The organism is Paenibacillus sp. FSL P4-0338 (genome assembly GCF_038002365.1).
Classification (GTDB): domain Bacteria; phylum Bacillota; class Bacilli; order Paenibacillales; family Paenibacillaceae; genus Paenibacillus_AQ.
Genome location: NZ_JBBOCG010000001.1, coordinates 3,547,231 through 3,561,765, shown reverse-complemented (window position 1 = coordinate 3,561,765; position 14,535 = coordinate 3,547,231). Strand labels below are relative to the sequence as shown.

The 14,535-nt window shown below is 51.5% G+C and carries 9 protein-coding genes; 5 read left to right on the top strand and 4 right to left on the bottom strand.

Going from position 1 to position 14,535, the window contains the following annotated elements; all coding sequences use genetic code 11:
* Positions 1-490: 490 nt before the first annotated feature.
* The 4 genes from MKZ07_RS15650 (at position 491) to MKZ07_RS15635 (ending at position 8,665) form a co-directional block, all read left to right on the top strand.
* Complete coding sequence (locus tag MKZ07_RS15650) at positions 491-781, top strand: CD3324 family protein (RefSeq protein ID WP_036690524.1); 291 nt, start codon at positions 491-493, stop codon at positions 779-781.
* 217 nt (positions 782-998) lie between these two features.
* A complete protein-coding gene (locus MKZ07_RS15645; protein ID WP_036690523.1) occupies positions 999-2,303 on the top strand; it encodes a replication-associated recombination protein A in 1,305 nt (434 codons plus the stop codon).
* Between the two features lie 683 nt (positions 2,304-2,986).
* Positions 2,987-5,722, top strand: a complete 2,736-nt coding sequence (locus MKZ07_RS15640) for a glycoside hydrolase family 9 protein (protein WP_341026459.1) — start codon at positions 2,987-2,989, stop codon at positions 5,720-5,722.
* Positions 5,723-5,758: 36 nt separating this feature from the next.
* Entirely contained in the window at positions 5,759-8,665 is a 2,907-nt protein-coding gene (locus tag MKZ07_RS15635; RefSeq protein WP_442792417.1) for a glycoside hydrolase family 48 protein, read from the top strand.
* Between the two features lie 212 nt (positions 8,666-8,877).
* Here the strand turns inward: MKZ07_RS15635 and mnmA are convergent, their stop codons facing one another.
* A complete protein-coding gene (mnmA, locus tag MKZ07_RS15630; protein ID WP_036690519.1) occupies positions 8,878-9,999 on the bottom strand; it encodes a tRNA 2-thiouridine(34) synthase MnmA in 1,122 nt (373 codons plus the stop codon).
* A gap of 320 nt (positions 10,000-10,319) precedes the next feature.
* On the opposite strand from mnmA, the gene cymR reads away from it, so the two are divergent.
* On the top strand, positions 10,320-10,739 hold the full coding sequence (gene cymR, locus MKZ07_RS15625; protein ID WP_036690517.1) for a cysteine metabolism transcriptional regulator CymR: 420 nt from the start codon (positions 10,320-10,322) through the stop codon (positions 10,737-10,739).
* A gap of 233 nt (positions 10,740-10,972) precedes the next feature.
* On the opposite strand, the gene MKZ07_RS15620 is transcribed toward cymR, so the two are convergent.
* From MKZ07_RS15620 to MKZ07_RS15610, 3 genes are all read right to left on the bottom strand, one after another.
* Complete coding sequence (locus MKZ07_RS15620) at positions 10,973-11,947, bottom strand: hypothetical protein (protein WP_143804191.1); 975 nt, start codon at positions 11,945-11,947, stop codon at positions 10,973-10,975.
* Positions 11,948-12,106: 159 nt separating this feature from the next.
* A complete protein-coding gene (locus MKZ07_RS15615; protein ID WP_051493132.1) occupies positions 12,107-13,108 on the bottom strand; it encodes a VanZ family protein in 1,002 nt (333 codons plus the stop codon).
* 861 nt (positions 13,109-13,969) lie between these two features.
* Positions 13,970-14,317 (bottom strand): DUF3221 domain-containing protein, encoded by a 348-nt coding sequence (locus MKZ07_RS15610; RefSeq protein ID WP_036690516.1) that lies wholly within the window; start codon positions 14,315-14,317, stop codon positions 13,970-13,972.
* Between the last annotated feature and the right edge of the window lie 218 nt (positions 14,318-14,535).

The window sequence follows — 14,535 nt, the reverse complement described above, 5'->3', positions numbered from 1 at the left end:
AATTAACTCAAATTCTTCTCAATCTGTTCCTCATTCCAGGTAGTACGCGCGCCAGCTTTTCAGGTGGAGAACGATTATAACTATTCTTGAACTTGTAACCCCGGGCGGCCTGTGGCTTAATAATAAGTGTCCGGCCGGGCAAGATTACTTCTGGAAGGAGGCTGAAGATATGTTTTCAGAATACGAGGTGGTTTCCGTCTAAGACGGAGACCTGTTTAGGGGGAGGCCGCGAGGCCTCCTTATGTATAACGAGCGAACACGAGCAGATATGTAATTCCGGTTCCTACAATATATAGAATGACACTGACCAACCACTGACAGATTGCTGCTGATTCATAATGAATGTAGACGATAACCGTAGGGTTTAATATAATGAATTTAGGTGATTTACCAAATTTGAGGAGAAGAAAGGAGGCAGGTGGAATGATTATTCAGAACAGCACCGTGATCGGACTGAACGGAACACACCTGTTGAAGGAGGAAATTGAACGTGAGTTACGTCAATGGAAAGGATGTGCTCCCCCCGGGGCTGCTCGAAGAGCTGCAGGGTTACATACAGGGTGAGCTGTTATACATCCCGAAGAAAGCGGAAGAACGGGTAAGATGGGGCGAGAACAGCGGCTCCCGGCAAGAGATTGCTGCCCGCAACGAAGAGATCTTCTGTAGTCACAGCAGCGGCTGCTCGGTGAACGAGCTGCAGAAGAGATATCACTTATCCGAAGAAAGCATCCGCAAGATCATTTCAAAAATGCGGCAAACGCGGCTGGCGATGAACCGCTAGTCTGGAACGCATATGAGTTCTAATTATAGAACAAAGAGCATGGCTCGCGCCGGTGGCGGCGGGGTCATGCTCTTTTTAAGTCTATTTCTCGCTGAAACGGTACCGTCCTTGTAACAACGGCAAAGCCGTTTCCACTTGCGTTCGGGACAGGTATGGTATGATAGGAGAAGTGTATGTATTCTATCGAAATCTTAGATGATAGCAAGGAAGTGTAGGGATGGATTTATTCTCGCAGGGTGAAGACAACGGGAGCGGACGGCTGCTTGCAGACCGGATGCGGCCCGGTAATCTGGATGAATATATCGGACAGGAGCATATTGTAGGCAAGGGCAAGCTGCTGCGCAGAGCGATTGAAGCGGACCAGGTCTCTTCTATCCTGCTGTACGGGCCTCCAGGCTGCGGAAAAACCACTCTGGCCCATATCATATCGCATCACACCCAAGGTGAATTCGTGCGGCTGAATGCGGTGGAGGCTTCGGTGAAGGATGTGCGGGAGGTCATTGAACGCGCACAGAGCAATAAGGCGCTGTACGGCTCGAAGACGATTCTGTTCCTGGACGAGGTACACCGCTTCAACAGCTCCCGCCAGGATGCGCTGCTGCCGGCCGTGGAGAAGGGGACGATTACCTTCATTGGTGCGACAACAGAGAATCCGTTCCATTATGTGAACGGGGCCTTGATGAGCCGCTCGACGCTGTTTCAACTGGAGTCCCTGACCAGCGAGCACAGCCTGATCGCGATGAAGCGGGCGCTTGCTGACGATCAGCGGGGGCTCGGCTTCATGGATCTGAAGGCTGACGAAGACGCGCTGCTGCATATCGCCGCCATGGCGAATGGCGATATCCGCCGCGCTTTGAATGCTCTGGAGCTGGCGGCGATGACTACGGCGCCGGAGCGTGACGGCAGCGTGCATATTACGCTTGCAGTGGCGGAGGAGTCGATCCGCCGCCCGATTGTCAAAGCGGACGAATCGACGCAGTACGATGTGCTGTCCGCTTTTCACAAAAGCATCCGCGGCTCCAGTGACGCCGCCCTGTTCTGGTTCCTCTACGCGGTGGAGAAGCTCGGCATGGACCCGATGACCTTCATCCGCCGCCTGATCGCGGCCAGCAGTGAGGATATCGGCCTGGCGAACCCGCAGGCGATGGTGCAGGCGGTTAGTGCGCTGGATGCCTACCGCAATAACGGCTGGCCGGAGGCCAAGCTGAATATCGCGCAGGCGATTCTGTTCGCTGTAGAGAGTCCCAAATCTGACGGGGTAGTGACCGCTATCGCGAACGTCATGAACAGTCTGGAGGATCTGAAATCGGCTGAGGTGCCGCTGCATTTGCGGGATACGCACTATAAAGGCGCGTCCCAGCTGGGCCATGAGGGCTACCAGTACCCGCATAATTTTCCTGGCCACTATGTGAAGCAGGATTATCTGCCGAAGGCAATTTCCAATAAGGTCTTCTATCAGGCCACTGAGCAGGGCAACGAGGCCAAGATCCGCCATAACCAGCAGCTGCGGCGCGGGCAATAGGGCTTCGAGGAAAGCCCGCTCCGTCTGTTCCAGCCAACTGTACATTTTACAAACCGAGAGCAGCCATTCTCCCTAACCGGAGGAGGCTGCTCTTTTGACGTTGTAGGCTCCTTAGTAAATGGCGGGTTCGCTCGTTTGGGCTGCGTTTGCTGAATATTCAGGCTTCGCTGGATGATTTACCTTGCCGAATGTCGGCTGGAAGGTGGAGGTCAAAAATGAAAGGGATAAATCCCTCTGGTCCAGCCGAAGGTGGCTAGCTGAGCAATGAGGAGCACTAGTGCCCCTGAATTCTCCGAACTGGAGCTAAACGAGCGAATGAGGAGCACTAATGCCCCTCACTCCTGGTGGCCCTATATGTAGTCGAATGGAGAATCCGTTAGGCGGCGTCAACCTGTGCATTCTACCACCAATAGCTGACGCTGGAACGGTAAATATGATAGAAATGGAAATTTATTGACAAAAAAACCGGTATACTTAGAAAAATGTAATGTAAATATATAGAATTAATTTACTGTATGTGGTATATGTGTAGGTAGGGGTATTTTACCTTAATTTGTAATATGGAGGTGGTAAATGGAACGTACCTAAATACTATGTCTAATAATGGACACTGGGGAGGTATTTGTGCGTGCCTGAGTCTGGACGGACTGAAAAAGCAAGAAATCGAAGGGAGATGAGTAAGGATGAGTCAAAGTAAACGGAAGACCGGCTGTATCGCTTCACTAAGCCTGATGTTAGCCTGCACCATTGTATCAGGGACGGCTGTTCGCCCGTCTGTCACCGAAGCCGCCACCGCCGGAGTCAATTATGCAGAGGCACTGCAGAAATCGATCTATTTCTACGAGGCCCAGCGCTCAGGTGAGCTGCCGGCGGACAACCGCGTGGAATGGAGAGGCGACTCGGGGCTGCAGGATGGTGCCGATGTCGGCCATGATCTGACGGGAGGCTGGTATGACGCAGGGGATCATGTCAAATTCGGCTTTCCGATGGCGTATACTGCTACCATGCTGGCATGGTCAGTCTATGAATACAAGGATGGTTACGTGCAGTCCGGGCAGCTTGATGAGATTCTGGACAATATCCGCTGGGCCACAGACTATTTTGTGAAAGCGCATACTGCGCCGAATGAGCTGTGGGGACAGGTAGGTAACGGCACGGCGGACCATAACTGGTGGGGACCGGCGGAGGTCATGCCTATGGCGCGCCCGGCCTACAAGATTGATGCTGCACATCCCGGCTCGGATCTGGCTGGTGAGACTGCCGCCGCCCTTGCCTCAGCTTCCATTATTTTCAGGGATTCAGATCCCGCTTATGCGGACAAGCTCCTGCTGCATGCCAAGCAATTATACAATTTTGCCGATACGTACCGGGGGGCTTACTCCGATACCATCACTGACGCCAAGCAGTATTACAATTCGTGGAGCAGCTATGCCGATGAATTAAGCTGGGGCGGTGTCTGGCTATACCTGGCGACAGGTGAGCAGACCTATCTGGACAAGGCGATTGCCGCCAGTGATCTGTGGGGCACCAACCAGGCCGGTGACTGGGGTTACCAATGGACCCAATCCTGGGATGACAAGCATTACGGGGCACAGCTCCTGCTGTCCCGCATCACCGAGGACCCTAAGTTCATTCAGTCCACGGAACGCAATATGCAGTTCTGGACGACCGGGGTGAACGGCACCTCTGACCGGGTAACGTATACTCCAGGCGGGCTGGCCCATTTGGATCAATGGGGGGCGCTGCGGTATGCAGCCAACCATGCTTTCCTTGCTTTTGTCTATGCAGACTGGATTACTGATCCGGTGAAAAAGAATACCGCCCAGGCCTTCGCAGAGCGCCAGATTAACTATATGCTGGGCGACAATCCGCGTAATAGCAGTTATGTCATCGGCTTCGGCGCGAATGCACCTGAGCATCCTCATCACCGCACCTCACACGGCTCCTGGAGCGATAGCCAGACCACTCCGGCGGACCACCGGCATGTGCTCTACGGCGCACTTGTTGGCGGCCCCTCCAAGACCGATGCTTACACCGATGCGATTAGCGATTATGTCTCGAATGAAGTTGCAACCGATTACAATTCGGCCTTTACCGGCTCTCTGGCCCGGATGATGATGCTTCACGGGCAGGGGCAGAGCCCGCTTGCGAACTTCCCGCCGGCCGAAACGCGTGAGGATGAGATGTTCACGGAGGCTTCCGTGAATGCCAGCGGCAGCAATTTTGTGGAGATCCGCGCGGTCCTCAATAACCGTTCCGCATGGCCTGCCCGCTCCAGCAGCCAGCTGTCCTTCAACTACTATCTGGACATCAGCGAGGCTGTTGCTGCGGGATATGGTCCCGGCGATATCACGGTTAAGGCCGGAGGCTATAACCAGGGAGCCACCGTCTCACAGCTGCTGCCTTACGATGAAGCGAACCATATCTACTACACCAAAGTAGATTTCTCCGGCACCCCGATCTATCCGGGAGGACAGTCTGCTTACCGTAAGGAGGTTCAGTTCCGCATTGCCGGACCGCTGAACACCACCTTCTGGGATAACAGCAATGACTTCTCCTTCAAGGGAGTGGCCGCGAATGCTTCAGCGGCAACGAAGAACCCTTATATCCCGGTATACGATGCAGGTGTCAAAGTGTACGGGGAGCTGCCTTCCGGCGGCGGAACGCCAGGTGAACCGCAGGTTCCTGGACGTCCGTCCGGCCTCCAGGCTGAGCCCGGCAATGCCAGCGTAGCCTTGAGCTGGAACGCAGTCAGCGGTGCAACGTCGTATACCGTCAAGCGCTCTTTGGTGAGCGGCGGACCGTACACTACAGTGGGTACAGCTACTTCAGTAGTCTACAGCGACAGCGGACTAACGAACGGAGTGGACTATTATTATGTGGTAACCGCTTCGAACAGCGTAGGGGAGAGTACAGCGTCTGTACAGGTGACCGCCAAGCCGCACGAGATTACAGTGCCTGCCGGCGCTCTGCGTGTGCAGTACCGCACCAATGATACCAGTCCCGGGGATTCACAGATCCGCAGCCAGTTCCGGATTATCAATACAGGAACCGAGGCCATACCGCTCAGCGGTCTGAAGCTGCGTTACTATTACACTGTTGACGGGGACAAGCCGCAGGAATTCCACTGTGACTATGCAGCTGTCGGCAGCGGGAACCTGAACGGAAGCTTCGGGAAGCTTAGTGCACCTGTTACCCTGGCCGACTCTTATCTGGAGATTTCTTTTGCGGCAGGAGCAGGAAGCCTGGCGCCAGGGGCAGACAGCGGGGAGATTCAAGTGCGCTTCAACAAGTCCGATTGGACGGCCTACAATGAGAGCAATGACTATTCCTATGGAGGTACCCAGCAGACCTTCGCAGATTGGAATAAAGTCACCTTGTACCGTGCAGGAACACTTGTCTGGGGCCTCGAACCCTAAACCATACCAGAGAGGAAGTATGCCGAAATGATGAAGATGAAGCTAAGTTCATTCAAGAAACCGGCCTCTATAGTCATGTCTGCCGTTCTGACCCTTTCCCTCACCAGCGGAATCTTAAGCTTCAGTCCGGGAACCGCCAAGGCGGCATCGGTGGAGAAGACCAGATTCCTGCAACTGTATGACCAGCTGAAGGACCCGGCCAGCGGGTATTTCTCGGCTGAAGGCATCCCGTATCATGCGGTAGAGACCCTGCTCAGCGAGGCGCCTAACTATGGGCATATGACTACCTCCGAGGCCTATAGCTACTGGATGTGGCTTGAAGTGCTGTATGGCCATAACACCGGGGACTGGAGCAAGCTCGAATCAGCCTGGGACAATATGGAGAAATATATCATTCCGATTAATGAAGGCGATGGTGTGCAGGAGCAGCCGACCATGAGCAGCTATAACCCGAACAGCCCGGCCACTTACGCCTCGGAGCTTCCTCAGCCGGATCAGTATCCAAGCGCACTGAACGGCAAGTACACTCCGGGTAAGGACCCGCTCGATGCAGAGCTGAAGGCCACCTACGGCAATAACCAGACCTATCTGATGCACTGGCTGGTGGATGTGGACAACTGGTATGGCTTCGGCAACTTGTTGAATCCTAAGCATACCGCCAGCTATGTGAACACCTTCCAACGCGGCGTGCAGGAATCGGTGTGGGAGGCGGTCTCCCATCCTTCACAGGATAACAAGACCTTCGGCAAGCCGAATGAAGGCTTCATGAGCCTGTTCACCAAGGAAAATAGTGCGCCTTCCGCGCAGTGGCGTTACACGAACGCTACGGACGCCGATGCACGCGCTGTGCAGGCCATGTACTGGGCCAAGGATCTTGGCTATACCAATACGGTCTATCTGAACAAAGCCAAGAAAATGGGCGATTTCCTCCGTTACGGCATGTACGATAAGTACTTCCAGAAGGTCGGCAGTGCGGCTAATGGTTCGCCTCAGCCGGGAACCGGCAAGGATTCCAACCAGTACCTGATGGCCTGGTATACCTCCTGGGGCGGCGGTCTGGGCAGCGGCGGAGACTGGGCCTGGAGAATCGGCGCGAGCCATGCGCACCAAGGGTACCAGAATGTGGTTGCAGCCTATGCGCTGTCCACTGCAACCGCAGGGCTGGTTCCGTCCTCTGCCACAGCCGGAACGGATTGGAGCAAATCGCTGACCCGCCAATTGGAATTCTACAACTGGCTGCAATCCTCTGAAGGAGCGATTGCAGGCGGTGCCACTAATAGCTACGGCGGTTCTTACAGCGCTTATCCTGCCGGGGCCAGCACATTCTACGGCATGCTCTACGACGAGGCACCTGTCTATCAGGACCCGCCATCCAACAACTGGTTCGGGATGCAGTCCTGGAGTATGGAGCGCGTAGCAGAGCTGTATTACATCCTGGCTTCCAGCGGGGATACCACCTCGGATAATTTCAAAATGGCCAAACGGGTCATCGAGAACTGGATTGACTGGTCTTCAGATTATGCTTTTGTTGGCAGCCGTCCCGTATCGGATGCCGCCGGCTATTATCTGGATCAGCAGGGCAACCGGATTCTGGGCGGAGCCAACCCGCAGGTGGCTACCGTGTCTGCACCCGGCGAATTCTGGATTCCGGGCAATGTGGAATGGCACGGCCAGCCGGATACCTGGAACGGCTTCAGCTCTTTTAACGGCAACAGCAGCCTGAAGGCAGTGACCAAGGACCCGGGGCAGGATACCGGCGTACTGGGCAGCTATATCAAAGCGCTCACCTTCTTCGCCGCAGGGAACAAAGCAGAGCACGGCAACTACACTGCGCTTGGCGGAACAGCTTCACAGCTGGCTAAGTCCATGCTGGATACCGCCTGGGGCTACAATGACGGCCTTGGAATTACCACTCTGGAGAAGCGAGCCGATTATTTCCGGTTCTTCACCAAAGAGGTCTATTTCCCGGCAGGCTGGAGCGGTACCTTCGGCCAGGGCAATACCATTCCGGGGAACGCGACAGTTCCATCTGACCCGGCTAAGGGCGGCAATGGAGTGTATGCGAGCTACACCGATATTCTCCCGAAAATCAAAAATGATCCCAAGTGGAGTTATCTCGAAGGAAAATACAATACTTCCTACAATAAAACCACTAAGACCTGGGACAATGGCGCACCTGAGTTCACCTATCACCGCTTCTGGTCACAGGTGGATATGGCCACGGCCTATGCCGAGTATGACCGGCTGATTAATAACGGCAGCGGCCCTATGCCGACAGCTACCCCTACAACCACGCCAACGGCTACTCCAACAGCAACACCAACCGCTACACCGACAACAGTGCCAACAGCCACACCGACAGTCGCACCGACGGCTACACCGACAACAGTGCCAACAGCCACACCGACAGTAGCGCCAACGGCTACACCGACAACAGTGCCAACCGCTACACCGACAGTCGCGCCAACCGCTACGCCTGCCGTAGGGAATTTGGTCGTTCAATACCGTACAACGGATACGAACGCCACAGATCCGCAGTTCCGTCCGCAGTTGCGGATTGTCAATAACGGGACCACAGCGGTAGACCTCAGCAAAGTTAAGGTCCGGTATTACTACACGATTGACGGCGAGCGGGCACAGCAGTTCAATGTCGATTATGCGGCCCTCGGCGGAAGCAATGTGCTGGGCAGCTTCGTGAAGCTTGATTCTGCAGTGACAGGCGCAGACCATTATCTGGAAATATCCTTCAGCGCCGGCGCCGGCAGTCTGGCAGCAGGTGCGAATACCGGCGAGATTCAATTGCGCATTAACAAGACCGACTGGAGCAATTACAATGAGGCTGAAGATTACTCCTATGATGCAACCAAAACATCTTTCACCGACTGGAACCGGGTGCCTCTGTATCTGAACGGTGTACTGGTCTGGGGCGCTCAGCCGCAATAAGGCTGAAGCCCTGTGAGTCAGCCCAGGCGTGACTCTATATCCTGACCAATCAATGAAAAAGAACCTTCAACTCCACGATCTGTGGTTTTGAAGGTTCTTTTTTGGATGTACTAAGAAGCATCTATGCGAAAAACCGAATACATTGGATTCAGCACCAGCACTGTTCACCCGTTAGGATGTTGTCTTTAGGGGAGCTCTGGCTGAGAACGCAGTCAGGCCTGTGCCAGCGGCACAACCTTGTCGGCCGTCTCAATCGTTCCGCCGCCAAGGCAGGTCTCGCCCAGATAGAAGACCACGGCTTGTCCGGGCGTAATGGCTTTTTGCTGAACATCAAAGGCCACATGGACGGTTCCATCGGCCTGCTTCGTTAGCGTAACTCCCTGATCCGGCTGGCGGTAGCGGAACTTGGCCGTACATTTCAGCGGCTCATCGCCAAGGGTATCCGGATCGATCCAGTTCACCCCTGAGGCTATAAGACTGGTCGAATACAGGCTGATATGCTTCTCGCCTTGCACCACATACAGGGTGTTGCTTGCCAGATCCTTCTCGGCCACGAACCAGGGCTCGCCTGTCCCCGAGCCGCCGATACCCAGCCCCTGGCGCTGGCCCAGCGTGTAGTACATGAGGCCGTCATGCCGGCCCTTCACTTCGCCCGTAGCGATATCGACCATATTGCCTGACTGTGCAGGCAGGTATTGGCTGAGGAATTCGCGGAAATTGCGTTCGCCGATGAAGCAGACGCCGGTGCTGTCTTTTTTCTTCGCGGTATAGAGTCCGGCTTCCTCGGCAATCCTGCGTACCTCCGGCTTCGGCAGATGTCCGATCGGGAACATGGCCTTCGAGAGCTGGTACTGGTTCAGCGCATTGAGGAAGTACGTCTGGTCCTTGTTGTTGTCCACGCCGCGCAGCAGCTTGAATAGTCCGTCTTCTTCCACGACCCGGGCGTAATGCCCCGTAGCGACATAATCTGCGCCAAGCTGCAGCGCCTTGTTCAGGAATTCGCCGAACTTGATCTCGCGGTTGCACATCACATCCGGATTCGGGGTCCGGCCAGCCTTATATTCTTCAAGGAAATAGGAGAAGACTTTATCAAAGTATTCCTTCTCGAAATTAACGGTATAGTAAGGAATATCGATCTGCTCGCAGACGCGGCGCACATCCTCGGCGTCGGTCTCGGCCGTACATACGCCGAACTCGTCGGTATCATCCCAATTCTTCATGAAGATGCCGATGACGTCATATCCCTGCTGCTTCAGCAGCAGCGCTGTAACAGAGGAATCCACACCGCCTGACATCCCGACGACGACCCGGATATCCTGATTAGCTTTTGTCATCGTGATCACCATTTTCTGTACACAAAATACCGGCGTTCTCACTGAACACCCGGCTCATTGTGTATTATAACATACCTGTCTACCCCAAACGAGGACACATAGGCTATAAAATATAGCGAAAAACCGTCCGGAATTGACAATTTGTCCACCAGTGGCGAACAAAATCGCGAATTATTACCGTTTGCTGTTCCAAATGTGTCTATAGATATGATAACATAAGCTGAGAGCAGACATCGGAATACGTTGATATGACATATCGCATGTCCAGTCACGCTGAATAGCCACCACAGAACCAGTAACTATATGAAAGAGGTGCCCCTTTGAAAATATCAACCAAAGGACGTTACGGATTAACCATTATGATGGAGCTTGCCCTGAAATTCGGCGAAGGGCCTACATCACTTAAGAGCATCGCCGAGAAAAACGGACTGTCTGAGCATTACCTGGAGCAGCTCATCGCCCCGCTGCGCAATGCAGGCCTGGTGAAGAGCATCCGCGGAGCCTACGGCGGTTATATACTGGCCCGCGAGACCAGCACCATTACCGCCGGAGACATCATCCGCGTCCTGGAAGGCCCAATCTCCCCGGTAGACTTCACCGAAGAAGACGACCCGGCCAAGCGCGACCTCTGGCTGCGCATCCGCGACAGCATCGCGGACGTCCTGGACTCCACCACCCTCTCCGACCTGATTAACTTCAAGGAAGAGAGCCAGGCGGATAATTATATGTTTTATATTTGACAGGGGACTGAAACCTGTTGATTTCAAAGGGATTGTTGAAAGTGTTACCCGCAAAGTACCCGCATATAGAGCCCACATATTGGTTGTTAGAATAAACCAGCTCATTTGCATAAAGGCTTCAGCTCGTCCTTCTCAAGAAATTTGGGGAGGACTTTTTTGTTTGGAATTCTGAACAGCCCTGCTGACCATACTAGTCGGCAGGGCTGAATTATTATATATAGTTTACCTAAGCATTATTTAGTCAGGTCATCCACTTCATCAGTAAACGCGCTCAAGTATTGTTTGAAAATTCCTGTATCAAGTTTAGAATTTGTATCGTTTGCTTTCGGTGGGGTATCCTGAATTTGTTTGTACATCCGATCAATTTCCCCTGAGAGTTTTATCCATATTTTCTTTATCGAATCATATTTTGTATCCAGGCCTCTTATGTAGGCATCGTATTCTGCCTTTTTATTCATTGCTTTCCCTAATTGTTCGATTGTAAAATCTATATCCATATTTTCACCTGTACTACTTGTTCCACTACTAATATATGAGCTTATATCAACAAAGCCAACATTCCAAATGTCAGAAACGACAAAGTTTCTGATGTCGGTCAGCATACTTTTAGGAGATTGTTCACCTGTGGCAGAAGAAACATTGCCTGAGTCAGAAGTATCAGGCACGGGCTCTTTGAAGAGCTTTCTGATCTCATTAAATGCTGCTTTTTCCTTGTCGGATGAGGAGTAGCCCCAGCCAATTTTATCATCTTTAATGAGAATGACTAGTTCACTTTTAGGGTTTGATGGTTTCTCACCTTGAATTAAAATAAGCTTATCTTTTCCGCCTGTGGAATCGGTATAATCTTCCGACTCAATGACCGTTGCATTCTTAAGCTTGTTATCTTCTGGGGTTTCAGTTGATTGTGCCATTTGGAAAATCGCTTTAACATCTGGGTGGATTTTATCAGAAACAAATTTCTTTTTCGCTTCAATATCTGATCCATTTAAGAAAGTATTCACATATTCAAGTGCCAGGTTTTCCAAATCAGAAAGCTCTTTTTGCGGCTCGGGTGAGTTGGTTGGTGAAGCGGAAGGGATGGACGATGTTGCGGACTCTGTAGCGGTCGGAGATGCTCCTGTGTCCTCTGAACTATTATTTTTTGAGTTACTGCATCCTGAAAGAATTACTGTCGTTACGATGATGCAAAAAAAAAGTTGCTTTTTCAATTTCTTTCCCCCTAATTCTGATACATATATCAAAATCTACTTTATCAGAATTGGGGAATATTTACTATGGCATTATGTTCTCCCCGCAATGTCTATCAGTAACTGATTGAGCTTGCTTTCAGGGACGCAGGAACTATTTGGCTAGCGGGTCTATTTATTTTATCCCCCGCCCAGCAGCCGGTGAAGCCGTGCTGCCAGCTTTTGGCCGATATTGGCCTCAACGAGCGTAAGGTCCCACAATACCGCATGGGTTCGAGGGTCGGCAGCATCGGTTTTGACTGTAAGGGTCAGCTCCTGTTTGCCTTCAACTGAAACCTGAAAAGACAGCGGCTGATTCTCGCCTGGTGCGATATTCACATCCAGGGAGTAAAGCTCTTCTCCGTCGGCGCTGATCATGACGCTGCTGGTGCCGCTGCCCTTAGCAGGTATAGCATCGTTAGGGACGCCAAAATTCCCGGCTAACTCCTTATACTGTCCATCCAGGCGCAGGGAGAACTCGTGGAGTCCCGGATGATCAGGGCTATAAAGATTAACCGCCGGTTCAATCTGCTCCTGCGCTACAGTGAAGCTGCTAAGCGTTTCTTCCCACCGTATTTCTCCCTGCTCAATAGGGAGCTGGTCCAGCGCTCGGATCTCCCCGCGGCCATGATCCAGATAATAGTTGATACCGCTCACGGCGGAGTAGACGATTAACGTCAAGATAGCGACTGATGACAGGAGCTTGAGCACACCTCTTGGGGTTGTCCGGTCGCGGCGGATCAGCCGCTGGGCACCGTAGCCGACAGTCGCGCCGAGCGTATTAATGACGATATCGTTGATATCGAACGAACCCAAATGCGTTACCATCTGAATCAGCTCAACTCCCGTAATGGCTGCTAAGAAGACTAAGAAGAACGGCAGGAAACGGCAACGGATCAGCAGCGGGATGACGAGGCCGAACGGTACGAAGGCCAGATAGTTACCCAGATCGAAGACCCATAGATTCAAATAACCACCACCTGGAAAATGCAGCGGAATTCCGTCAAAGGTCAGTTGATACCTGAGGCCTGTCTCCGGCAGAGCTGTTGAGCGGTTGAAGCCGGCAAACAAGAAAAATAAAGTAAGGATCGTGTAGAGACCTAAACCGATCCAGATGGCGGTCCTCGTTTTGCCTTGGAACATGATGTTTGACCTCTCTTTATCCTTAGTTTAGTCTCCCTTGCAGGGATAATATAGGAAGTACTTTATACCGGGATAACCAGCCAATTTTTAATGTAGGAGCAAGCGGATTTGCTATACTCGCAATACAGCCGGTTACGATCTCGTATTTGGATTTAAATGTTCCAGGCGGTTATCATGCTTATTCTTTGGGGGCAGCTAATAACAGCACCAATATTCTGCTCAATACTGCCAGCATTACCGGCCCGTGACCTTTTCAGGCGTTTCGACTGGGTAAAAGGGCAAAAAACCTGTCAGCTGCCTTAATTGGCAGGAGGTTTTTTTATACTATATCAATCCATTCATCCTCTGTTCTCCTTGACCAGTGGCCTTTTTTACAGCATTCCATTGTACAAAATGCAGTTACTATCGTTCCAGTGCTTCGTTAAGGTCCGATAATGGTCATATTCACAAGTTAAAATTACTTTAACTAATCGCTTGCTGAGGGTTTGCCGCGCCCCGATTAGGGTGCAAGGGACCGGCTTAATTGTAATCTGTACAACTAAATCGCCGGATGTGCTACCGAATCTCTGTTTAGCTGTATTTCGTGCAATTAAAATGTCTCTATACCTGGATTTTCGCCCATCGTGGCAGATTTAGTTGTACAGAATACAGTTAGAACAGGAAAGTCTTCCGTTTTACTGTTTTTAGTTGTACAGAATACACTTATCTCTGATGGTTCGCTACAATCTGGATGCATTCTTTACTCCATCCAAATATGAGCTCCTCCGTCCGTTACACTGAGTCCTCTAACGATGAATGTCTCTTTCATTCAGCATGACCGCAGGCCCGAATAGAGCAGTTCGGGACCCTTGCTTGTAGGCTTCACTGCTCAATTTTTGATTTTACAATTTTGTTAGCGGTAACTTGTGCCGGAAATGAATCATCACTTGTTTGATAGAACACTTCAATCTCTTCACCTTTTTTATATTTAGAAGGTGAAACTTCATTTACCCAAATGGCTTGAGAGTACATATTAGTTTCTAGAACCTCCTTGTAATTCTTACTCAAATCTTCTTCTTTTAATTGAGCAATGACTAGAATCCTTTTATTGTCTACATCTACTGTGTGTACAGTTCCCTTAAAAACAGTGTCATCCTTACTGCAGGCAGTAACTACTAACAAGAACATAAAAATAAGAGCCCATTTAGAGATAGTTGTTTTTGGTAGCATGGACCCTCTCCTTTGAAGGATTAATCGGTTGATACAGTTGTAATCTCCGCTAGCGTTAATATGAATTTTACCGCCTTATGGGTTTAAGTTCCAGCTAAGAAACATGGTGAATTCCCTGTTTGTTCTAGAAATTCTTGCCCTTTAATTTCTCTTCCCGGTTCTAATTATCCCCTCAGTTGCATATACTGTTTCGAAACAAGAACATCTGTTCTATTTTA